This is a genomic window from Vibrio navarrensis, from assembly GCF_000764325.1.
Taxonomy (GTDB): Bacteria; Pseudomonadota; Gammaproteobacteria; order Enterobacterales; family Vibrionaceae; genus Vibrio; species Vibrio navarrensis.
On the sequence record NZ_JMCG01000001.1, the window covers coordinates 2,913,052 to 2,937,490 of the forward strand.

The 24,439-nt window shown below is 50.9% G+C and carries 16 protein-coding genes; 10 read left to right on the top strand and 6 right to left on the bottom strand.

Annotated elements, in window-relative coordinates:
• The first annotated feature begins 594 nt into the window (after positions 1-594).
• Both EA26_RS12880 and fdhD read left to right on the top strand, forming a co-directional pair.
• A complete protein-coding gene (locus EA26_RS12880) occupies positions 595-1,497 on the top strand; it encodes a LysR family transcriptional regulator (RefSeq protein ID WP_039428075.1) in 903 nt (300 codons plus the stop codon).
• 14 nt (positions 1,498-1,511) lie between these two features.
• Positions 1,512-2,390, top strand: coding sequence for a formate dehydrogenase accessory sulfurtransferase FdhD (gene fdhD / locus EA26_RS12885; protein ID WP_052079192.1), 879 nt, complete (start codon positions 1,512-1,514; stop codon positions 2,388-2,390).
• 19 nt (positions 2,391-2,409) lie between these two features.
• On the opposite strand, the gene EA26_RS12890 is transcribed toward fdhD, so the two are convergent.
• Both EA26_RS12890 and EA26_RS12895 read right to left on the bottom strand, forming a co-directional pair.
• Positions 2,410-3,591 (bottom strand): MFS transporter, encoded by a 1,182-nt coding sequence (locus tag EA26_RS12890; protein ID WP_039428078.1) that lies wholly within the window; start codon positions 3,589-3,591, stop codon positions 2,410-2,412.
• A 196-nt stretch (positions 3,592-3,787) separates the two neighbouring features.
• On the bottom strand, positions 3,788-7,051 hold the full coding sequence (locus tag EA26_RS12895; protein WP_039428080.1) for a S41 family peptidase: 3,264 nt from the start codon (positions 7,049-7,051) through the stop codon (positions 3,788-3,790).
• 291 nt (positions 7,052-7,342) lie between these two features.
• On the opposite strand from EA26_RS12895, the gene EA26_RS12900 reads away from it, so the two are divergent.
• Positions 7,343-7,843 carry a GNAT family N-acetyltransferase gene (locus EA26_RS12900; RefSeq protein WP_039428081.1) on the top strand — a complete coding sequence of 167 codons (501 nt, stop codon included), beginning with the start codon at positions 7,343-7,345 and terminating at the stop codon, positions 7,841-7,843.
• 47 nt (positions 7,844-7,890) lie between these two features.
• On the opposite strand, the gene EA26_RS12905 is transcribed toward EA26_RS12900, so the two are convergent.
• Entirely contained in the window at positions 7,891-8,166 is a 276-nt protein-coding gene (locus tag EA26_RS12905; RefSeq protein WP_039428082.1) for a GNAT family N-acetyltransferase, read from the bottom strand.
• A gap of 188 nt (positions 8,167-8,354) precedes the next feature.
• On the opposite strand from EA26_RS12905, the gene EA26_RS12910 reads away from it, so the two are divergent.
• On the top strand, positions 8,355-9,089 hold the full coding sequence (locus tag EA26_RS12910; RefSeq protein WP_226975386.1) for a flagellar brake protein: 735 nt from the start codon (positions 8,355-8,357) through the stop codon (positions 9,087-9,089).
• A gap of 245 nt (positions 9,090-9,334) precedes the next feature.
• On the opposite strand, the gene EA26_RS12920 is transcribed toward EA26_RS12910, so the two are convergent.
• Positions 9,335-11,695 carry a Lon protease family protein gene (locus EA26_RS12920; RefSeq protein ID WP_039428085.1) on the bottom strand — a complete coding sequence of 787 codons (2,361 nt, stop codon included), beginning with the start codon at positions 11,693-11,695 and terminating at the stop codon, positions 9,335-9,337.
• Positions 11,696-11,969: 274 nt separating this feature from the next.
• On the opposite strand from EA26_RS12920, the gene EA26_RS12925 reads away from it, so the two are divergent.
• Positions 11,970-12,464, top strand: a complete 495-nt coding sequence (locus tag EA26_RS12925) for a hypothetical protein (protein WP_039429125.1) — start codon at positions 11,970-11,972, stop codon at positions 12,462-12,464.
• Between the two features lie 14 nt (positions 12,465-12,478).
• Complete coding sequence (locus EA26_RS12930; RefSeq protein WP_039428087.1) at positions 12,479-14,110, top strand: ABC transporter ATP-binding protein; 1,632 nt, start codon at positions 12,479-12,481, stop codon at positions 14,108-14,110.
• A 213-nt stretch (positions 14,111-14,323) separates the two neighbouring features.
• On the opposite strand, the gene EA26_RS12935 is transcribed toward EA26_RS12930, so the two are convergent.
• Both EA26_RS12935 and EA26_RS12940 read right to left on the bottom strand, forming a co-directional pair.
• Positions 14,324-16,369, bottom strand: a complete 2,046-nt coding sequence (locus EA26_RS12935; protein WP_039428089.1) for a prolyl oligopeptidase family serine peptidase — start codon at positions 16,367-16,369, stop codon at positions 14,324-14,326.
• A gap of 160 nt (positions 16,370-16,529) precedes the next feature.
• On the bottom strand, positions 16,530-17,429 hold the full coding sequence (locus EA26_RS12940) for a LysR family transcriptional regulator (RefSeq protein WP_039428091.1): 900 nt from the start codon (positions 17,427-17,429) through the stop codon (positions 16,530-16,532).
• A 172-nt stretch (positions 17,430-17,601) separates the two neighbouring features.
• Here EA26_RS12940 and EA26_RS12945 point away from each other — a divergent pair, with 172 nt between their 5' ends.
• The 4 genes from EA26_RS12945 to EA26_RS12960 all read left to right on the top strand — a co-directional run bounded on the left by EA26_RS12945 (position 17,602) and on the right by EA26_RS12960 (position 24,411).
• Complete coding sequence (locus EA26_RS12945; RefSeq protein WP_039428093.1) at positions 17,602-19,296, top strand: L-lactate permease; 1,695 nt, start codon at positions 17,602-17,604, stop codon at positions 19,294-19,296.
• 165 nt (positions 19,297-19,461) lie between these two features.
• Positions 19,462-20,601: an FMN-dependent L-lactate dehydrogenase LldD gene (lldD, locus tag EA26_RS12950; RefSeq protein ID WP_039428094.1), complete on the top strand. Its 1,140-nt coding sequence runs from the start codon at positions 19,462-19,464 to the stop codon at positions 20,599-20,601.
• Between the two features lie 99 nt (positions 20,602-20,700).
• Positions 20,701-23,541 (top strand): FAD-binding and (Fe-S)-binding domain-containing protein, encoded by a 2,841-nt coding sequence (locus EA26_RS12955; RefSeq protein WP_039428096.1) that lies wholly within the window; start codon positions 20,701-20,703, stop codon positions 23,539-23,541.
• 114 nt (positions 23,542-23,655) lie between these two features.
• Positions 23,656-24,411 (top strand): helix-turn-helix domain-containing protein, encoded by a 756-nt coding sequence (locus EA26_RS12960; protein WP_039428099.1) that lies wholly within the window; start codon positions 23,656-23,658, stop codon positions 24,409-24,411.
• The last annotated feature ends 28 nt before the right edge of the window (positions 24,412-24,439 follow it).

Consider the following 24,439-nt stretch of genomic DNA (forward strand, 5'->3'; position numbering starts at 1 on the left):
TGAGGGCCATGATTGCCAGGCAAGTCCGAATTTCGATCTTGATAGAGCTCATCTATCAATTGATAAAAACAATCAATTTGATCTGGGTCATTTTCAACTTTATTCTTGACCACAATCAAAGAAAGTGAAAATCAGCACAGAGTAAAAGTGTATTAAAAGCTCAGAAATATTTCTATAAACAGCTATTTTTGACATTAAAAGTTATTATTAAAATGAAGATTGAATATTTTATAGAAGCTGCAAGTCTCTAATATTAGTAAAATAATGTATTCGATAAAAAATTAAAATAGTTGTGACATTCTGAGCGACATATTTATTTCACTGGTGAGATGACTGTATTCCATGAGAACGTCATCACGACTATCAAAGCTTATTTATTAACCAGCTTCAACCACTGTCATTACGCGCCCCCGATTCAATTCACGACATTTTTCTGTCATGCGCCTGAGTAAAAAGATATGGCGCTTTCAATAAGCGATGCGTACTCACCGATTGCAATCCGAAGCGCTGATCGTCAATATTGAGCAAAACGACTCAAGTCAGGCCATTTTAACGCCTGCAACCTCTCTACGCTTGGCGGCTTAGGAAAGCACTATGGATATTAAGCAATTGAAATACCTCATTGCTCTCGACGAAACCCAGCATTTTGGGCAAGCCGCAGCGATGTGCCACATTACCCAGCCAACTCTTTCGATGCGCATTCGAAATTTAGAAGAGGAGTTGCAACTCACTTTGATTAACCGTGGCCAGCGCTTCGAAGGATTTACCGATGCAGGCGAGCGCATTCTCGCTTGGGCGCGCAGTGTGCTCGCCGCGCACGACGGTTTGCAAGCAGAAGCTGCCAACTGCCGCGGACAGCTGGTCGGGAATCTGCGTTTTGGCATGGTCCCTCTAGCCAGCCTTGACCCTATGACGTTGCTCAAGCCACTCACCCAACACTACCCAGCTCTGCGCTATCAGCTCTTTTCAATGGCCTCGGAACAAGTGGTTGACGCGTTAAAACGCAATCAGCTTGATCTCGGTCTTTGCTATCTCGATCAACTCGATACGCGCCAATTTGAGGTTTTTGAACTTCAACCTACCCGTATGGGGCTACTGCACGATAGCCGCTATTTTTCCTTCGTCGAGAGCGAAATGGCTTGGGAGAGTCTCGATAAGATCCCGCTAGGCTTGCTTACTCAGGGGATGCATTACCGCCGCTCGATTGACCTTAGTTTTCACAGTCACGCAATTGAACCACACATTCAGTTAGAGAGTGACTCGACATTTCAGTTGCTGCAAGCGGTCAACGCCGGGCTATGTTGCACCATTATGCCACTTAATGGTGGCATGGAAGCCATGAATGAGCATCTGCGGATGATCCCGATCTCCAACGCCAAGGTACACTCTCGGATTGGCCTACTGATTCGCAGCAGTGAACCGCGTTCGGTGCTGGCTGAGAGATGCTTTGCCAAAGCAAAGACGATATTTGCCGCTGACTCGCTCGCCACGGCATAAAGAGAGAAAAACTCATGACCTGCACCATCACACCTCTGACGCAACTGAGTGAAGCCAACTTCGCTGCACACAAACCAGATCGTTATCAATATGTAGAGATGAATACTGGGCGCACTCAAGGCAGTAAAGCGCTGGCGAGTGAAACGGCGCTCTCCATCAGTTTTAATGGCATCAGCTACGCGGTGATGATGGTGACACCGGGCAACATCGAAGATTTCGTTACCGGGTTTAGCCTCAGCAGCGGCGTGGTGCACTCAGCTCGTGAAATTCACGATGTACAGTTAAGCGTTGGCCAAGATTCACTGCACGCGGCGGTTGAGATCGCCAATCGTGCATTTTGGGCGTTGAAAAGCCAGCGTCGCCAGTTAGCCGGAACCAGCGGCTGTGGCATTTGTGGGGTTGAGGCGCTGGAGCAAGCTTTGCCATCGCTGGAGGTGCTACCAGAGATTGCGCCGCCTAAGCCAGCTCTGTTTGCTGGGCTACGTGAGCGCATTCAGCAAGCGCAAGTGTTAGCTCAACATAGCGGCGCATTGCACGCGGCGCTGTATGTCACTGACGTCGGTGAACTGGCACTGTGCCGCGAAGATATTGGTCGTCACAATGCCTTGGATAAACTGATAGGCGCGATGGTGCGAGCGAACGTCAATCCAGAACAAGGCTTTGTGGTGATGACCAGTCGCTGCAGTTTGGAGCTGATCCACAAAGCGGTGCGCGCCAGAATCGCCACATTAGTGACGCTCTCGGCACCGACTTCACTGACGGTGCAATGGGCTCGTCGCCATCATTTGAACCTTGTCCATCTGCCCAAAAACAGCGCGCCGAGGCTCTACAGCCCGGCGCCAATTCAAGACCATCAGCCGCGAAAGCAACATTGTTATCTTAACGACCAATAAGCCCAGCGTTGCAAGGAATTTAGCTCCAGCGCAAGACGCGCGTTTCGTTCCCTTCCTCGGGTTTGGCCGGAATATTGAGCGAAAGTAGCAAACTCACCCCGGCCATTAGCGCGCCAATGTAGAACACGCTGGAAGGCGAAACCAGCCAGATCATACCAAAGGTCACCGGAATCACCACCGCCGCGATGTGATTGATGGTGAAAGCAACGCCTGCAGTTGAGGCCATATCTGCGGGATCAGCAATCTTCTGGAAGTAGGTTTTGATCGCCAGCGCCAGCGCAAAAAAGAGGTGGTCAACCACATACAGCGCAGCGGCCCACTCTGCACTTTTGACTAAGCCGTAACCGACGAAGACAAAAATCAGCCCAACGTATTCAAACATCAGCGCCTTGCGCTCGCCCACCACACCGATAAAACGGCCAATCCGTTTGGCAAACAAAAAGTTGAATAGGTAATTGATCAAAAACAGCAGCGTAATATCTGCCGCCGAGTAACCAAATTTTTCCACCATCAAAAAGCCCGCAAACACGGTAAAGATCTGCCGACGTGCACCACTCATAAAAGTGAGGGCGTAGTAGAGCCAGTAACGCTTGCGGAGCACCAGTTTTTTATTTTGTGGTACCTCGGTTTTAAACTCTGGAAAAGCAAACACCATCACCAGCACCAACACAAAACCCACTCCACCAGCGATGAGGTATACGGTGCGAAAATCGAGTTTCAGTTGCTCCAACATTAACCAAATGGAGCCGTAAGTAACCAGCGAAGCCAGTGCGCCCACTGAGACATATTTACCCAACATTTCCGGCGCTTCTGCTTTACTCAGCCACTGTAAGGAGAGCGACTGCTTGAGGGTTTCAAAATAGTGAAAACCGGTCGACATCAATAACGTAGTCAGCAGCAAACCAAACAGGGAAGGAAACAGCCCAGTGATCGCCGTACCGAGCGTGAGCATCGCCAGTGAAATCAACATGAAACGCTGTTCGCGAACAAACAGTAAGACAAATACCACGGTGAAGGCGAGAAAACCGGGTATCTCACGCACACTTTGCAGCAAACCAATGTCTGCACCATCAAAGTTGGCTTTTTCTATAACGAAGTTATTGAGAAGCGCCATCCAAGTTGAGAAGGCGATGGGTACGATAATAGAAACGAGCAGTAAGAAGTTTTGCGGTGTTTTCCAACCTTGGCGGTTTGCGGTCATGATCTGTCCCTAGTTTTAACGTGAATAAGCCCAGCGCGGCCGATTCAGAACAGTCGTCATCATACTCCGCTGGCATCGAAAGGTGAAATAATTGTTACAAAAGGTATCGGTGGGAAGAAAAGGATAAAAAGCCCCCCGAGATGGACAATCTTCGGGGGGCTCAATCGACTTCGAACAGTGAGGAATAGAGGCTCTGCTACTTCGCTTTATCCAAATCTGCGAGTAGGGTTTCAACCGCGACTTTCAGTTGTCTGTCGTAATTTTTGGCCATGTCTTCCGGTGAGTTATAGACCAACACATCCGGAATCACCTCTTGGTTTTCAAACCACTGCCCTTGGTCGTCTTTAAAACCAAGTTGAGGCACACCATAGACGAGTCGAGACTCTTGCTGAGGCTCCCACAACACCGCCGTGCCCGTACCCGGCACACGTTCACCGACCAATTGGCCAATGCCTTCACGCTTGTAAAAATAGGGCACAATCGAGCCATCAGAATAGCTCGCCGCATTAGCCAACATGATACTCGGCTTCGCCCAGCGACGCTCAGGGAAAGTCGACAACTGATAGCCGTCACGTGTGACTTGGGCGCTGTGGCGCGTACCGGAGAGCACTTCCATGAGCTGGTCGTGCAAATTGCCGCCCATGTTGTAGCGAATATCGACAATCACACCCTCTTTGTCGTTGTATTCACCAAACAACTCATTGATCAACCTTTCGTAAGCGGTCGGTCCCATCTCTGGCACATGAACGTAACCCAAGCGCCCGTCAGACCACTGCTCCGTCAGCGCTTTGCGCTCGTCGACCCAACGCTCGTAGGCCAGTTCCGCCTCGCGGCTTAGATCAATCGCCACCAATTGAGTCTCTTGCGGCTCTTTTTCGCCCGGACTCAGCACATTCAGACGCACCATTTTGCCAACTTTGCCATCCAGTAGCGGATAAATGTTCATCTCTGGCGTGATCTCTTGACCATCTACCGAGTAAATAATGCTGCCCGGTTTGATGATGGTCTGATAGGTATCAGCAGGGCCCGCAGGCAGCACGGCCTTAACACGCACCCCTTTTCCACGGTAGTTGTCATCATAGAAAAGCCCTAAAGAAGCTTGTTCTGGCCAGCCAGATTTTCCGTCTAAGAAGAACGCGCCAGTGTGTGAGGCATTGAGCTCACCCGACATTTCACTCAGCAGCTCGGCGAAATCTTGGTAGGTACGGATTCCTGCCAAATGCTTGCGATACGCTTCGCCGTAAGCGGCCCAATCCACGCCATGCAGCCCTTTATCGTAAAACTTGCTTGCGGTTAAACGCCAAGCATGGTCAAAAATGTACGCCACTTCTGCGCTAAAGTCGTAATTGGCTTCAGCTTGGTAGTCGACATAGTTGGATTCGCCGCTGGGCAAATGAAGTTCTTCAATGCCGTGATCGCCAATCAGCACCAGTGTCTCACTGTCTGGCTCCATTTCGATCGCTCTCACCTCTTCCGCAGCACGAGTAAACAACACTTCGGTGCTGCTATCTTCAATCATGATCTTAGTGAACTCGACGCTGTCGCCAACTTGGTTTGCCACCAACAGCGCTTTGTTATCACGCGAGAGGTAGGTAAAGCGTGGCGACATGGAGTACGGCGTGATGCGGTAAGTACGATGCTTGAGTCCGCGCGGCTCAACCTGTGTCTCCATCGGCATGGCTTGCTCGCCCTCTTCGCCCTTGTCGAGCGCGATTTCTCGATCAAGCCACTTCTGCTCTTTACTTTTCTTCAGCTCATAATCGGCCTTTTGGTTGAGCACCGTAACGTAGACATCCGACTGTACTGCCCAATCGTCGATATCACGCAGGCTATTTCTGTCGGTTAACCAGTAGACCATCTGTCCATCGGCGCTAAATTTCGGCTCACCTTCTACAAAACCGCTGTTGGTGATCTGCACTGGCGCTTCGCTGCCGTCGGCTTTCAGCAGCACGATATCGGCGTTGTAAACCGCGCGGTTACGCGTCACCAAGTATTGGCTGTCGGGCGACCATGCGTAGCTTAGATCTTGGTCATAGTAGGAATAGAGCTGGGTATCATTGAGTAACACATAGTGTTTATCTTCTTCCAGATTGTAGACTTTAAGCGTGTTGCTGTTTTCACGGTACGCCAGCTTTTTGCCGTCAGGCGAGTAGAGTGGCTGAGTTTGATCAACTGGCTCATCCGACAGTTGCTCTTCTCGCACATCCAGTGAAGTGGAAAAGCTCTTGCCCGTATCGTTAACATAACTGTGGAAGATATCCCAGTTGCCATGGCGTTCTGAAGCGTACACCAGCGACAAACCGTCAGCCGAGAAAGAGACATTTCGCTCCGCTTGCGGGGTTTTGGTGATGCGTTTGGTTGCCCCCGACAGCAGCGACACGGTATAGACATCGCCACGGGCCACTATCGCCACTTCAGGCGCCACTGGCGAAACCGCGATTTCTGTCGCTTCATAATTGAGATTAACGAAGTGTTTGCCTTGCCCGAGAAACACCTGACGGATATTGACCTCAACTGGCTTAGCAGCGGACTCACTCGCCGCTTTATGCCAGATCTGCCCGTCAAAACCGTAGGCGAGATCGCCCTGTTGACTGGTTGAAAGAAAACGCACAGGCAAAAACTCGTGCTGAGTGATTTGCACTGGTTTATCCGCTTCATTCAACCCTTTTTGCCAAATGTTGAAGCTGCCTGAGCACTCCGACAAATAGTAGAGCGACTGCCCATCGGCAGACCAAACGGCATCGCGATCTTCACCGCGGTATTGCGTGATACGGCTATGCTTGCCGGTTTGTGGATCAAAGCGCCAGATGTCGCGCGCTGCCTCAGAGACATCGCGTTTACGCCATTGCTGTTCCATCGGGGATGGCAGATCGGTATAGAGATACTGGCCATTTTGCCCATTGATGGACAAACTGCTGAGCGGATTCGACAGCATCAACTTTTCTCGCCCACCCTCTGCATTCACCGCATACAGCTGCGCAGACGCGGTGCCGGCAAAGCCATTGTTCACACTGGCATCGGCATCGCCCAAACGCGCTGAGCTGAAATACACCTGTTTGCCATCGGCGCTGAAAGCGTAAGGCACATCTTTGCTGAAGTGGTAAGTTAAACGCTTCGCTTCGCCACCGCGTAATGAGGTGATGAACACGTCACCCGGGCCAAAGCGATCAGCAGTAAAAGCTATCGACCGACTGTCTGGCGACCAAACTGGGTGCTCGCTGTAGCTGTCAGCCGAGGTCAGCGGCTGTGCATCGCCCCCTTGCGAAGGCACTAACCAAATCTGTCCGGCATAGGTAAAAGCGATATGTCGGCCATCTGGCGACAAGGCAATATCGCGCATCCAAGTTGGGGATGGCATTTCGGTCTTTGGAACAACACTTTCCTGAGCAACGCTCATCATTGGGCAAGCGAGAGTCATCGCCAACACCACGGAGCTAGGAGTAAAACGTCGCAATTGCATCAGTTTTCCTTATTACTTTTTAGTTATTTAATGTGCCCTGTTGATTCAACAGTGACACGGCATCCTATTACAGAACAAAATCTTTCTGAACAAAAAAATGGCCACAAAAAATAGTGCAACTGCTCACTTATCAGCCAAGCCTCCAATAACTCTACTGAAATCTCCGCAAACCTCGGCGATTTTCCTTAGTTTTTTCTGAAATCAAGTCACTCAATTTATTAACAAAAAATCTGGTTTTTATGATTTTTTCTAGTTAGATTGGTTAAAAAAACAACAAACAAGGAGAAAAGCATGGAAATTATCGTTCGTCCGACTTGCGTTGATGACGCGCAAGCACTGGTGGAACTCTACTCACAACCGAAAGCGCAACGTGAAACCCTGCAACTCCCAAAACCGTCAGTAGCAATGTGGAAAGAGCGCTTATCGAATATTCCCGCCGGAGTGTATAGCTATGTTGCGGTTGTCGATGGCAAAGTGGTCGGCAATATCGGCTTTCACCATTCTCAACGCCCGCGCACCGCGCACACAGCCTCATTTGGCATTGGCGTGCATGACGATTACCACGGTTTGGGGATTGGCAGCAGGTTGATCGAAACGGTGACTGAGCTGGCAGACAACTGGCTTAACGTTCACCGCATTCAGATTGAAGTCAACAGCGATAACGAAAAAGCCATCGCCCTGTATAAGAAACATGGCTTTGTGATTGAGGGAGAAGCGGTGGATGCGTCATTTCGCGATGGCCAGTTCATCAATACTTACATCATGGGGCGCATTCGCCAGCGTGCTAGTTAAGACGCAAGCATAGGTTATCAAGGCCAGCCGTGCTGGCCCTGTTTTTGTCAGGCGGCCAAGCTCTGCCAGCGCGGATTGCGCTGCAAATAATGCTTCACATAGCTGCAAATAGGCACCACTTTGTAGCCAGCTCGCTCAATTTCAGGCAGTACCGCTTCCATCAATACTTTACCGTATCCCTTCCCTTGCAGGGCCTCTGGCACCTTAGTTGAGGTAATGTGCATCACCCCATCGACCAGTTGGTAAGCGAGCGTGGCATAGTACTCTCCTTCCAAATGCACGCTGTAACGTTGACTTTTCTCATCATGAGTGACGTTATTCACACTATTCCTCCAAAATTTCAGGTATTTATCATTGAACATGTTAATCCCCCTGAATAAAATTCCCAATCGAAATATGCGCGAATACCATTTGGGGCATACGCTTAGTGTATGCGAGAAGGCAGTGACACAATTCTGCCGAATCTCTCGGGCTGCTCTATCAGGAATCACAACAATAAATGACGTTTTCTATGGCGAGAATTCAAGGACGTAGTCCGTCGGTACAACAGAGCAATCAAACGCACAACGTATCCACTTTAAACAGTACGGACGCACTGGCGATGGTTGAGCATGGCAGTGAGATGACGCTGAACGTCACGACACCTGTCGGCATCAAGTTTTTAACCACAAGTAAGTTCATCGGTTCGCATTCGAACAATGCGATCTTGATCGAGGTGCCACAGATCTCGGATGAAGATCTGCGCTTTTATTTTCAAGCAGGTTTTTGGATCAATATCAAAGCGCTGTCGCATCGCGGTGAAGGGGCGATCATTCAGTTTCGTAGCCAAATTTCCTACCGCTTAGGCGACCCATTCCCGCTGCTGGTACTGAGTGTGCCGAGCACCATGCAGGTGTCGCAGCTGCGCAAAGAGATCCGCTATGAAGTAAACCTTAGCGCGAAAGCCTATTTGGGCGAGATTGGCGTGGATTGCGAAATACGCGATCTCTCCCGTGGTGGCTGCCGATTTATTACTACGCCGATGAGCCGCACTTTCCAAGTAGGCGAAGAAGTGTCGCTCGATATTGTCTTAGGCAAAAATGGCGGCGTGACGCTCGCCCCGCTTAAAGGCAAAGTGTGCAACTTGCAACGCTCGACCCACTACGCACGCTACGGAGTGGAATTTGATGACTACGGCAAAGTCAACGCCAAGAGCCTGCTCAGCCACCTCACCTTCGATGGCACCAAACTGAAGCTAAGAAGCTAAGAAGCTAAGAAGCTAGATGATAAAAAACCGCCCATATTTGTGGCGGTTTTGTATTTTACAGCACGTGGATTTTACAGACGGAAGAAGCTTAACTGCTCTTTCTGTTTTTCAGCTAGATGTGAAAGCTCGGTGGAAACAAGCACCACCTCTTCTGAAACACACGTCAATTGTTCGACTGTGTGATACAAGTGTCGAATTCGCCAGAGAAGACAAAGTAAAGGGCCACTTTGTGACCCTTGAAAGATTTATTTACGCAATGCGTTGAGCTTCGCTTGGGCGATACCAAAGATGGTATCGATCGGGTAGCTGCCATCGTCGGTCGGCTCACCAGCCCGTTTGCCAGTGAAGATTTCAATCGCTTCGGTGACGTGCTCAATCGCCCAGATGTGAAACTCCCCTTTTTCTACTGCGCGCACAATGTCCGGGCGCAGCATCAAATTATGCACGTTCGAGCGCGGGATGATCACGCCTTGCTGCGGATGACGTCCTTTGATCACACACACATCAAAGAAACCTTCGATCTTCTCGTTCACGCCGCCAATCGGCTGCGATTCACCAAACTGGTTCATGGAGCCGGTGATCGCAATATCCTGACGGTTTGGCTGTTTAGAAAATGCCGATGCCACCGCGCACAACTCCGCCATACTGGCACTATCACCATCCACACCACCGTATGATTGTTCAAAGGTGATCGTGGTGGTTAACGGCACACGCGCGTTACGGCCAAACACCGACGACAGATAGGCAGAGAGGATCATCACCCCTTTGGAGTGAATGCTGCCGCCAAGATCGACACTGCGTTCAATGTCGATCACTTCGCCATCACCATAACACGTGGTGGCCGTAATGCGGTTGGGTGCGCCAAATGCATGGTCACTGGTGCTGATCACAGACAGCGCGTTGACCTGACCGACCGCTTTTCCCTCGGTACGGATCAAGGTGGTGCCGTTGATAAAGCCTTCCATCACCATGTCTTTTAAGCGGCTCACACGCATCTCTTGATTGCTCAGCGCCTCCTCCACATGACCGATGCGGATCATGTTGGAATTGGACTGTTTCGCCACGTAGTTCGACTCACGAAGCAGATTGGCGATGTGCGCCGAATGCAGAGAAAGCTTGCCCTGATCAGCGACGATACGCGAACTGTGCTCGATGATGCGCGCAATGGCTTTTTTATCGCAATGCAGCATGTTGTTGTCATGCACCACGCTAGAGATAAACCGCGCGTAGTGAAGCTCGGATTCCGGAGTGCGTTTCATCTCGTCTTCGAAATCGGCAGTGACACGAAACAGTTCGCTAAACTCAGGATCATAGTGTTGCAGCAGTTGGTAAGTGCGATAGTCACCAAACAAAATGATCTTAATATCCAGTGGGATAGGCTCTGGATCAAGCGATACCGCGCCAGTCAGCGTGACCTCTTTTTCCAGTGACGTAAAACTGAGTTGGCGTGAGCGCAGCGCTCGTTTTAGGCCATCCCAAACGTAAGGCTGTTCGAGCACTTTTTGCGCATCCATCAGCAATACGCCGCCGTTAGCTTTGTGCAAACTGCCTGCACGAATCAGCGAAAAGTCGGTAAACACCGTGCCTTTAAAAGTCGCCGTTTCAATCGAGCCAAACAGAGTGTGATAGTTGGGCGTCTCTTCCACCACAATCGGAAACTCGTCGGTTTTGCGGCTGACCAATACGTTCACTTTGTAACGACGTGGCAACTTTTTATCCAGCGCCGCCGAGGCGATTTCCCCTTGCTCACCGCTCTCTTCCAAAAAGATGTCAGCGTTCTCGATGATGTCTTTTTGCAGCTCAGTGAGATAGGTTTTGATCTCCGGATACTGTGAATAGTCGAGTTTGAGCTGCTTGATAAAGTGGGTGATCACATCCCGCGTTACATCATCATTGAGCTTTTTGATCTTCTCTGTATACGCCTCTTCCCACTCAGTAAGCTGGCGCACCATGGAGCGCAGACTCACTTCAAGTTCATCAATGCTAGCGCCAAAGCTCTCTTGTTCTTTGCGACTCAGCGCATCAAAGGTTTCTTCGGTGTGCAGCTCTTCGCCATTCATCGCAACAAACTGATAATCACCCTGCGTGGTAATCGTAAGGCTAATGCCTTTCTCTTTGGCATCTTTGGAGATGCGTTCCAGCTCCGCTTCTTGCTTTTGCGCCAACTGATTTTTCAGTTTGTCGGCGCGGCTGAAATACATTTCATTGTCAAACGCCAACGGCATCGCATTGACTAACTTAGTCATCAGCTTTTCGATGTCGTTACGAAAACGTACCCCGACACCTTGAGGAAGTTTAAGCACTTTCGGCGTGCGGATATCTTCAAAATTCGCCACATAGCACCAATCGTACAGCGCGCTGGCATCGTGAGGATGACGATTGAGGTAGCGCAGAATCATGGTGCGTTTACCCAAACCGTTCTGGCCGATGGCGTAAATGTTGTAGCCTTTCTCCTTGATCGACATAGCAAACTCGACCGCTTTTTGCGCGCGTTCTTGTCCGACTATCTCATCGATCGGCGTCAACTCTTTGGTTGACTTACATGGCAGTTGTTCTAATTCAGCCACAGAGTAAAGTTGGTCTGCGGTAAGTCTTTGAATCGCCATACCTGCCTCCTTGTTCTTGTTGTTGTCTTGTTACCCTAAGCCCGAACAATGTGGTCATTGAGCGTTCTGTCGAGATGGTTGGGCGTATCTAGCTTCACAGTACATCAAGTCTAGTTGGATTTAATAGGATTTTTAGTGACTTAACCTACAGCCCCGCGCAACTGGCGATATTTCCACCAAGCTGGCTCACTAGTTTATGCTTTTGATACCCACTTGCAATTGATAATAATTTTCATTTAAACTTATGGAAATTATTTTGCTGAGGATTGAGACAGTGGATGTGGAACAATGTTGGATGCGCTACCTCAAAGCGCAAGAGCTGATGGAACAAGGCCACTGGCCGGAAGCGCACCATTTGTTTAACGATGTGCTTTCACATCTGCCTATGCATATTCAATCTGCAACCGAGGCCTGTTCACTCAAGCCCTGCCAGTTTGCCTGCCTGCTGAGCGGGCTGCGGGACGCCAGCATCGCGCAATCTGAAATTTATAACCGCATGGGGTTGCATCACGATGCTTTCAGCACTCTCAATCAAACCTATGCGTTGTTTCAGTTCCTCGCTTTGGAATCGGGCGAGTTGATTGACCGTTTACGCTCCACTCTGGTTCAACATACCGACGCGCTTCTTTCTTACATGACGGCTTTCTGCCGCGCCCAACGCAACGCGCACTGGATGCTGGAGTTGGAACACGTCAGCCACGCGCATGCTCAGTTTTCGGCGCTCCATCATTACTCAGAGGCTGCTCAAGTGGCCAGAGTGCTCAATTAAGACAAGGAATTTCAATGTCATCGCAAACCATTCTCACGGTAGAGAATCTCTCCGTCAGCTTTACCACCAATGACGGTATCGTGGATGCTGTAAAAAGCGTCACTTTCCAGCTCCGCGCAGGAGAAACGTTGTCGATTGTTGGCGAATCTGGTTCCGGAAAATCGGTCTCTTCCAGCGCCTTAATGAAGCTTTTGCCTAACAACGCCATTATCCATCCAGACTCTTCGATTGTTTTTGAAGGTCAAGCGATCTTAGAAAAAAGTGAAAAAGAGATGCGCGCCATTCGCGGCGATCGTATCGGTATGATTTTCCAAGAGCCGATGACTTCGCTCAACCCCTATTTACGCGTCGGCATTCAAGTCGCCGAAGCGATCATGTGCCATCGTCCCGTTTCGCCCAAGCAAGCCAAAGCGAGAGTGCTGGAGCTGTTTCATCTGGTGCATTTGCCGAATCCACAGCAAGCCTATAGCAAGTTCCCTCACGAATTTTCGGGTGGTCAGTTGCAACGCATTATGATCGCCATGGCGCTGATCAACGAGCCTGATATTTTGATCGCAGATGAACCCACCACAGCTCTGGATGTGACGGTACAAGCGGAAGTGCTGCAACTGATCAAAGAGATCCAAGCCAAAATGGGCATGGCGATATTGTTCATCACCCACGATCTTGGCGTAGTGAAGCACTTTGCGGACCGCGTGCTGGTGATGTGCAAAGGCGAAGTGGTGGAACAAGGTGAAACGGCGACGCTGTTTGACAATCCGCAACACGATTACACCAAGATGTTGATCAACGCTATCCCGAAAGGGAGCAAAACCGCGGTGGATGAACAAGCGCCCATGCTGCTCAAAGCAGAAGATATTCGAGTGCAGTTTCTCACCAAACCTCACTTCATCCCTAGCCGCTGTGAGTATTTTGAGGCAGTCAAAGGCATTTCGCTGCAACTCAAACGCGGTGAAACCTTGGGGATTGTTGGCGAATCCGGTTCGGGAAAATCGACCTTAGGCCGCGCTTTGATTGGCCTACTGCCTTGCACTGGGCACATTGAGTTTCAAGGTAACGATCTCAATCAGATCAGTGCCAAGCAACGTTTTGAGCTGAAGAAAGAGATGCAAATGGTGTTTCAAGATCCCTACGGATCGTTATCACCACGCATGACAGTCGGCGAGATCATCACCGAAGCGCTCACCGTACATCGCCCCCAAATGAGCAAAGCCGAACGGATGCAACGAGCCCGTGAAGCGCTCAAAGAAGTGCGCTTAGAGCCAAACGCGATTAACCGCTACCCGCACGAGTTCTCTGGTGGTCAGCGTCAGCGCATCGCCATTGCCCGCGCCTTGATCCTTGAGCCGTCGTTTATTTTGCTCGATGAACCGACCTCAGCGCTCGATCGCTCGGTGCAGTTAACCGTAATTGATCTACTCAAAGATTTGCAGCAAAAACACAATATCGGTTATCTGTTTATCAGCCACGATCTGTCGGTGGTTAAAGCGCTTTCAGATCGCGTGTTGGTGATGCAAAAAGGCGAAGTGATGGAACAAGGAAGCGCCGAGGCGATTTTCCATCATCCACAAAGCGACTACACCAAGAAGCTGATCAGCGCCTCATTTGATCTCGATAGCCAACTCAAAGTGGAGGAAGTGGCCTAGCGTCATCTGTTTGTCGCAATTACACATTACTATCCAAACCAGCAGATTAAATAACAACGTCAGTCATCGTTACAACAAGCAAAAAAACAGAAGTATTAAAATGTAGGTATAGCTACCTTCGGCATGGCCGCCGACCCGTCAGTTGTCTGAGGCTTAGCAGACGCTGACAAAAATGCCGCGACACTGTCGCGGCATTTTCACTTTCTCGCGGGCTTAAGCTGGGCTGAGCTCACGGATCCCCATGTTGAACAGAGTGAAGGCGTATAAGTCTGCCGAAAGATCGATCATCTTACTCATTGGCATTCCCGCACCATGTCCCGCATTGACATCAATACGGATCAGAACAGGATTGTCTCCCGCCTGCTTTTGCTGTAGCTGGGCGATAAACTTGTAGGAATGGGCAGGCACAACGCGATCATCGTGATCGGCGGTGGTCACCAGAGTCGCCGGGTAATGTACACCCTCTCGCACGTTGTGCACCGGTGAGTACCCCAGCAGGTAGCGGAACATCTCTTCACTTTGCGCCGAAGTGCCGTAGTCATATTTCCAACCTTCACCAGAAGTAAAGGTGTGATAGCGCAACATATCCAACACCCCCACCGCAGGCAGTGCGACCTTAAACAGCTCGGGCCTCTGCGTCATACATGCGCCAACCAACAAGCCACCATTGGAGCCGCCGCGAATCGCTAAATGCGCACTGTCGGTGTACTGCTGTTCAATCAAGTATTCGGCCGCCGCGATGAAGTCATCAAACACGTTTTGCTTTTGCATTTGCGTGCCGGCGTTGTGCCATGCTTTCCCATATTCACCGCCGCCACGTAAGTTGGCTACTGCGTACACGCCGCCCAGCTCAAGCCAGCTTGAAACCATGCCGGAAAACGCAGGCGTGAGGCTGACATCAAAACCACCGTAGCCATAAAGGATGGTCGGGTTTTTGCCGTTGAGCTGAATGCCTTTTTTGTAAGAGATGATCATCGGGATCAAGGTGCCATCTTTTGAGGGGTAAAACACCTGCTCAGAGATAAAATCCTCGCGCTTAAATGGCGCGCTCGATTCGCGATACACCACCGATTCGCCACTGTGTACATCCAAGGCAAAAATGGTCGGCGGCGTCACGTAGTTGGTGAAGGTATAGTAGAGCGTTGTTTGCGACTTTTTCCCTTCCAAACCGCTCGCGCTGCCTTGTCCGGGTAACTGAATTTCTCGGATCAGCTCGCCTTGGTAGCTGTACTGCACCACTTTCGACAGCACATCGACCATGTAAGTGGCAAACAGATAGCCACCCGCTGCTACCACCTCTAAGGGCTGCTCTTGCTCGGCGATCACATCGCGCCACTCGCCGCTGGCAATGTCCACGCTGACCACTTTGCCGTTAGGGGCATGCAAATTGGTGTAGAGGATAAAGTGGCTGTCGGTTGCGTCGAGCAGTTCAGTGTCCGAGTCAACATGCTCCAGCAGCGTGAAGACTTGGCGCTCCTCGCTATGCAGATCGATATAAAACAGCCGGTTACCTGAGGTCGACTCATGGCCGCTAATCAGCAAATAGCGATCATCGTCTGTCGTTTGAGCAGAGACATAGCGATGCACTTCGCCCTCATTTTCACCGAACACCAACACATCTTCTGATTGCGGGGTGCCGAGCTGATGATAATAGAGCTTGTGCTGCTCAGTACGCGCCGAGAGCTCACTGCCTTGCGGCTTGTCGTAGCGAGAATAGTAGAAACCTTGGCTACCGAGCCACGCCACGCCGGTAAATTTCACATCGACAATTTCTGGTTCAATCTGCTCACCTGTTTGTGTGTTGAGCACAAAGATCTTGCGCCAGTCACTGCCCCCTTCAGAAATGGTGTACGCCACCAGCGAATCATCTTTAGAAAAATAGACCTGATCTAACGAAGTGGTGCCATCGGCAGAAAAGCCATTGGGGTCAAGAAATACCTGCGCCTCGTCCTGTTCACCTTTACTGCGATACAACACGCTTTGGTTTTGCAGGCCATCGTTTTTATAGAAGTAGGTATACTCGCCGCGCACGAACGGTTGAGAGTACTTGGCGTAATTTTGGCTGGCCGCGATTCGTTCACGCAGCGCCTTGCGAAACGGGATTTGCGCTAAGTAATCGAAGGTCACGGCGTTTTGTCCATCCACCCATTGCGCGGTTTCCTCGCTGCGATCGTCTTCCAACCAGCGATAAGGATCGGCGACAGGATGGCCAAAATAGTGTTCGATAAGTTCTTGTTTTCGTGTGTTTATATATTGCATAACGTCCCTGTGGTCTTTCTATGCTTGGAATGAAAGGAATCGCCAGCCATCGGCTATTCCTTGCTAATAAGAATAATTTTCACCCCTTAGTTCGGGGTGAGAGGCGGCTTTTTCAAGGTTAAATTGGCAACAATCATCGAAATGCTGAATAGATCGCAGTTCAGAAATAGTGCGAGATGGTGAGATAGCGCGCGCGAATGTGTTCAATTAACAGGCGAACTTTGTTCGGTGGTTGACGCGTAAATGGATAGACGGCGTAGATGCCCAGCTTTTTCCCCACTTGCTCTGGAAAAATATCCACCAGCTGGCCGTTGCGAAAATCGTGGTAGACCAAACAACGTGGCACATAAGCGATACCGTGGCCACCGAGCGCCGCTTTGCGCAGTGCGGTGGCGTTGTCTGTGGAAAAGCAGCCAGAGACTTTGACAATGTAGTTACCTTTGCTGCCTTTAAACTCCCAATCTGACGCGCCCGTGGTTTGATAGGCGTATTGCAGACAGTTGTGGTTGGTTAAATCATCCGGTTTGATCGGTTTACCATGCTTGGCGATATACGAGGGCGAGGCGCACACCACCCACTGCGAGTCGAGAATGTGACGCGCGATCAGGCTGGAATCTTCCAAATAGCCAGTGCGGATCACCAGATCGTATCCTCCAGCGATTAAGTCAACAAAGCGGTTGTCCAGCGACATATCTACCGTCAGCCCCGGATGCAGGTTGCAAAACTCAGCCACCGCATCGGCTAAAATCAGATCGCCCGAGATGGTCGGCACCGACATTTTGATGTGGCCGCTGACGTTTTCGCCGAAACCGGAAATCGCGTCCATCGCCTCCATCGTGGCTTGCTTCACATTTTTAGCACTGTGTAACAACGCCTTGCCTGCTTCGGTTAACGTCAATTTTCGCGTGGTTCGATACAATAGTTGCACGCCTATCTCTTCTTCCAGTCTGGCAATTCTTTTACTAACTACTGAATTTGTAAGGCTATTCTCTTCAGCTACCTTACTAAAATTGCCCTGTTCTACCACTTGGCAAAACAAAATTAGGTCATCTGCTCGCATCTTATTATGTGATTTTTGGAAATAATGAATTTCATTATTTCCCTATATCAATAAAAAATAAAGGGGTAAATTCACCACAAATTAACAACCCCATTACAAAAACAATAAAGGATTTTCAAGATTTCAGCCGAACTCGCCTGAGATTGGAAAGTCAGAGTACGAGGAAGTACCCATGAGTGAAACCATACTTGCCTTGGTGGCCTTTTCGCCGATTGTCGTCGCCGCCATCCTACTTGTTGGCCTTAACTGGCCAGCCAAAAAAGCCATGCCAGTCGCCTTTGGCCTGACCGTTGTCATTGCCCTATTCTTCTGGGATATGTCCGGCACACGCGTGCTGGCCTCTATCCTACAAGGGCTTGGCATCACAGTGTCAGTACTGTGGATCGTGTTTGGCGCGATTTTCCTGCTTAACACCCTAAAACACACGGGTGCCATCACCACCATACGTAACGGCTTTACCGACATCTCCGCTGACCGGCGCGTCCAAGCCATCATCATCGCTTGGTGTTTTGGCTCTTTCATTGAAGGCGCATCCGGATTCGGCACGCCCGCGGCGATCGCAGCTCCGCTGCTGGTAGCGATTGGCTTCCCTGCATTGGCAGCGGTATTGATGGGGATGATGATACAATCGACGCCGGTCTCTTTTGGCGCAGTCGGTACGCCGATCATCGTCGGCGTCAACAAAGGTCTCGATACTCATAACATCAGTGAAAGCCTGCTCGCCCACGGTTCAAGCTGGGATATCTACCTACAGCAAATCACTTCAAGCGTCGCGCTTATTCACGCCGCCGTTGGCACTGTGATGCCAGTACTGATGGCGATGATGCTGACCCGCTTTTTTGGCAAGAATCGCAGTTGGAGCGAAGGCTTGGACATTCTGCCTTTCGCCCTGTTTGCTGGCTTGGCGTTTACCGTGCCTTACGCGCTAACTGGCGTGTTCCTTGGCCCAGAGTTTCCGTCTCTGATTGGTGGTTTGCTTGGCCTAGCCATTGTGGTAACCGCGGCGAAAAAAGGCTTTTTAGTCCCCAAAAGCCAATGGGATTTTGAAGCGGAAGAAAAATGGCCAACGGAGTGGTTGGGTTCACTGAAAATCGACCTTGAAGAGGTCAAAGGCAAGCCGATGAGTTTGGCCAAAGCGTGGACACCTTACGTGCTACTGGCGGTGATTCTGGTCGCCAGCCGTGTCAGTCCCGATTTCAAAGCGTTGCTCACTGGCATCAGTATTGCGTCTGGCAATATTCTCGGTGAAACAGGCATCACTACCGCGTTTCAGCCACTCTATCTGCCGGGTGGGATCTTAGTCTTCGTCGCACTGTTGGCCGTGCTTATCCAATCGGGCAGTGTCAAGCCGATGGCGAAAGCGTTCGGTGAATCAAGCAAAACCTTGCTTGGTGCTGGCTTTGTTCTGGTCTTTACTATCCCTATGGTACGTATTTTTATCAACTCAGGGGTTAACGCCGCGGATTTAGCCAGTATGCCCGTCACTACCGCGAACTTCGCTGCGGACTTAGTGGGCTCGGCATTTCCGGCACTGAGTGCCACCGTCGGCGCACTGGGCGCGTTTATCGCTGGCTCCAACACCGTCTCTAACATGATGTTCAGCCAGTTCCAGTTTGAAGTGGCGCAAACCCTGACCATTTCCAGTGCGATTGTGGTGGCGCTGCAAGCGGTAGGCGCTGCCGCAGGCAATATGATCGCTATTCATAACGTGGTCGCCGCGTCTGCGACTGTCGGACTGCTGGGGCGTGAAGGTGCGACGCTGCGCAAGACCATTATTCCCACGTTCTACTATCTTGTGATGACAGGCATCATAGGTTTGGTCTTGATCTATGGCTTGCAACTGACCGACGCCCTGATGATCCCATAAATACCATGTCATTGCACAACATCGCGCGCCACATCGATTCGGCGCGCATGCTTGGCAAGCTTACTTTCAGATGTCGACTGCGACTTGTCGCGCAGTCAGTGAAAGCGGATTGAGCAGTGCAACACGCTCAAATCGCGCCCTTAGATTGACAGCTAGGAACCCAATATGATTATTTCTGCTTCTACCGATTACCGCGCTGCGGCAAAAGCCAAATTGCCTCCGTTTCTTTTTCATTACATTGATGGCGGCTCTTATGACGAGCGCACGCTCAAACGCAACACCGATGACCTCGGCGACGTCGCACTGCGCCAACGCGTACTGCGCGACATGGCTGATCTCAGCTTAGAAACAGAAATTTTTGGTGAGAAGTTGGCGATGCCGATCGCGCTTGCCCCTGTCGGTTTAACCGGCATGTACGCTCGCCGCGGCGAAGTGCAAGCGGCGAAAGCGGCGGAGAAGAAAGGCATTCCGTTTACCATGTCGACCGTTTCCGTCTGCCCGATTGAAGAGGTCGCTCCCGCCATTCAGCGCCCAATGTGGTTTCAGCTTTACGTGCTCAAAGATCGCGGCTTTATGAAAAACGTGCTTGAGCGCGCCAAAGCCGCAGGTGTAACCACGCTGGTGTTCACGGTTGATATGCCAGTACCGGGCGCGCGTTACCGCGACATGCACTCTGGCATGAGCGGCCCAAATGCGGCGATGCGTCGCGTGTTTCAGTCGATGCTGCACCCAAGCTGGGCGCTGGACGTTGGTTTGCTGGGCAAACCGCACGATCTGGGCAACATTTCCACCTATCGCGGCACGCCAACTAAGCTGGAAGATTACATCGGTTGGCTGGGGGAAAACTTCGACCCTTCAATCTCGTGGCAAGATCTCGAGTGGATCCGCGACTTCTGGGATGGGCCGATGGTGATTAAAGGCATCTTAGACCAAGAAGACGCCAAAGACGCGGTTCGTTTTGGCGCTGACGGCATTGTGGTCTCGAACCACGGTGGCCGCCAGCTAGACGGCGTCTTATCGACCGCCAAAGCGCTGCCGGGGATTGCCGATGCCGTCAAAGGCGACCTGAAAATCTTCGTCGATTCGGGCATCCGTACTGGCCTAGATGTAGTGCGTATGCTGGCGCTTGGCGCCGATTGCACTTTGATTGGCCGCTCGTTTGTGTACGCACTGGCGGCGCAAGGCGGTGCTGGAGTGGAGAACTTGCTGGATCTCTATGCTAAAGAGATGCGCGTTGCGATGACGCTCACAGGGGCGAAAACCATTGGCGATCTTTCGCGCGATTCTCTGGTAAAAATGCCTTAAGCGATTGATATAAAAAATGGTGCTGGAAAGCATGAGTCCAGCACCGCAGCCATTTCAAGCATAAAAACACATCGGCTGCACTGAAGAAGGAAGCAATTGATGGCCAACACCCTTTCCAACGCCACTTATCAACAACTCGAAGCGCTGTTGGCGACACGCATTGAGCCAGAGAGAATCATCACTCAAGAAGCCAAGCGCCTCGCTTACGGCACCGATGCCAGCTTTTATCGTTTGATCCCCAAGATTGTTCTGCGCCTCAAAGATCTCGACGAAGTGATATTCGCCATTCAAAGTTGCCGCGAACTGGGCGTGCACTGCACCTTTCGCGCCGCTGGTACCAGCCTTTCCGGGCAAGCGGTGTCCGACTCAGTACTGATCACACTGACCGATGACTGGCGCGGGCATGAAATTATCGACAATGGCCATAAGATCACTCTGCAACCCGGCGTGATCGGCGCAGATGCCAACAAATACCTTGCGCCTTTCCAACGCAAGATCGGCCCAGATCCAGCCTCGATCAATACCTGCAAAATCGGCGGCATAGCGGCCAATAATGCCAGTGGCATGTGCTGCGGCACCGCGCAAAACTCTTACCGCACCGTGGATAGTATGAAGATCGTGTTTAGTGATGGCACCATACTGAACACCGCAGATCAAGCCAGCATCGCTGCGTTTAAGCAAAGCCACGCTTCGCTCGTCTCTGGCATTGAAGCACTCTGCCAACAAGTAGCTGATAATAAAGAATTATCGGATAAAATTAAGCACAAGTATCGTCTTAAAAATACCACAGGTTACGCCCTCAATGCCTTGGTGGATTACCAAGATCCGATTGAAGTCATTGAACACCTGATGATTGGCTCGGAAGGCACCTTAGGCTTTATTGCCGAAATTACCTACAACACTGTGATTGAGCACCCCAATAAAGCCTCAGCATTATTGGTCTTTGCCAGCATTGAAGAAGCGTGTCGCGCCGTCACCACATTATCTAAGTTGCCCGTGGCCGCTGTGGAACTGATGGATGGCCGTGCGCTGCGCTCTGTTGCCGACAAAGCCGGTATGCCGAGCTTTATTCAATCGCTGGATCTCGAAGCGGCGGCCATTTTGGTTGAGTCTCATGCAAGCTGCCAAACAACGTTAGATTTACAATGTAAATCAGTGATGGATGCGTTGGCAGAGTACACCATTATTGAGTCCGTGCCCTTCACCAGCGATGCTGCAACCGTTGCCACACTGTGGGGGATCCGCAAAGGGATGTTCCCTGCCGTGGGCGCAGTGCGCGAAGTCGGCACCACGGTGATTATCGAAGACGTTGCTTTTCCAGTGGAAAACTTAGCTAACGGCGTGCGCGACTTACAAGCCTTGTTTGATCGCTACCAATACAGTGAAGCGATCATTTTCGGCCATGCGCTCGAAGGCAACTTGCACTTCGTGTTCACTCAAGGGTTTGACAGCCCAACAGAAATTGACCGCTATGGCAAGTTTATGGATGAGGTTGCGGAGCTGGTCGCGGTCAAGTATCAAGGCTCGCTCAAGGCAGAACATGGTACAGGGCGCAATATGGCGCCGTACGTTGAGCTGGAATGGGGTAAAGAAGGCTATCAACTGATGCAGCAGATCAAAGCGCTGTTCGACCCGCAGGGCCTGCTCAACCCCGGGGTGATTATCAACGACAATCCGCATTCCCACATCGAAAACCTCAAACCCATGCCGGCCGCCGATCCTTTGGTCGACCGCTGTATCGAATGCGGCTTTTGCGAACCAGTTTGCCCTTCGAGAACACTGACGCTGTCGCCACGTCAACGGATCGTATTGTATCGTGAGCTGCAACGACGTGAACGAGCAGGCGAAGATATTCAAGCGTCGGAATTAAAGAAAGTCTTTGACTATCAAGGCATTGATACTTGTGCTGCAACCGGATTGTGTGCCGACCGCTGCCCAGTTGGCATTAATACTGGCGATTTGGTGAAAAAACTTCGCACCGCTAAGTATCAGAAGTTTACGCCGATCGCCAAATGGACGGCGGAGCATTTTTCCACCACCACCGCACTGGCGCGCGCTGGTCTCAAAGCCAACCAGATCGCCACTAAGGCGCTCGGCGCTGAAACGGTCGGTAAACTGACCAACGGGCTGCGCTCGCTTTCCAAAGGGGCGACGCCTATCTGGTATGCAGAATATCCGCAGGCCAATACGCATGACTTAGGTAAAGTCCCACTGGCGCAGCGCTCCGACGAGAAGAAAGTGGTTTACATGCCCTCTTGTGCGAGCCGTAATATGGGCCAGCAGAGCAGCGCGGCAGATCAACGCCCGCTGACAGAGGTGACATTGTCACTCCTAGAGAAAGCGGGCTACGATGTGATTATTCCACCGAGCCTGAATGAGCAGTGCTGTGGTATGCCCTACGACAGCAAAGGCATGAGCGAACTGGCTGAAAGTAAAGCGAAACAGTTGGAAGAGGTGCTGTGGCAGGCCACTCGTCAAGGCAAATATGCTGTGCTTATGGACACCAGCCCCTGCGCCAAGCGGAGTATTGAACAGTTTAGCAAACCGCTGGAAGTGCTTGAGCCTACGGGTTTTGTGCGCAAGTATCTGCTGGAGCATCTGCACATTGAGCCACTCGATGAAACCGTGATGCTGCACATCACGTGCAGTTCACGCCGCATGGGACTAGAAAACGACATGTTGTCACTGGCCAAAACCTGCACCAGCCAAGTGATCGTGCCTGAGCATATTCAGTGTTGCGGCTGGGCTGGCGACAAAGGGTTTACCACGCCAGAGCTGAACGAAGCGGCTGTTCATCCGCTCAAAGCACAAGTGCCAAGCGATTGCACTCGGGGCTTTAGCAATAGCCGCACCTGTGAAATTGGTTTGTCGCATCACAGCGGCATACCCTATCAATCCATTTTGTATTTGGTCGACGAAGTCTCTTCCCCGAGAGGCTAACGTTGTTTCCCCCTTGGCCCTATTTAGGGCCATTTTTTGTTGTTCGCAATTTTATATTGAGGTGGGCATACTAGGCCAAACTGGAAACTGAGCAAATCAGATGGAACAAAGGCCATGACCGAATCGCAGCAACTGATCGCTGAACTGAAAACCCAACTGAAATTACGTGGTGTGCACTATGCCGACATCGCCACCGCCTTAGATCTTAGTGAAGGCTCGGTGAAACGCTTGCTGGCAGAGGGCAACCACATCAGCTTGGCGCGTTTGGAACGTATATGCCAGCTTATCGACTTAGAGATGAGTGAGTTATTTAAGCTCGCCTATGCGCAAAAACAGGAGCTGACCGCGCTCAGTTATCAACAGGAGAAAGAGCTGATTGACGACAAAGCACTGCTACTGGTCGCGGTGTGCGTCGTGAATGGCTACACCTTTAAACAGATAGCCGAACAGTACCAATTCAGTGAACCGGATCTAATACAAAAGTGCGTGCAACTCGATCGTCTTGGTATCATCGAACTGCAGCCCAACAACCGATTTAAATTGAAGGTCGCTAAGCAGTTTGCCTGGATTGCCGGTGGCCCCATTCAGTCTTTTTTCCAGCAGCAAGTGCAACACGCCTTTTTCAACAGCTATTTTTCCGCAGAGGATGAGAAACTGGTGATGGCGACGGGCTTGATGTCGTTACCCAGCAACCAGAAAATGCAGCAGAAGATGCAAAAACTGGTCGGCGAATTCTACGCCACCTGCCAAAGTGACAATGAACTGGATATCAAAGATCGTCACGGCACATCCTTGGTGCTCGCGATTCGCCGCTGGACTTTTCCGCTGTTCGCCGAGCGAGAAGCAAACGCGAGCCAACATAAAAAGTAACATTAGATTAGATTTCGAGTAACAATAT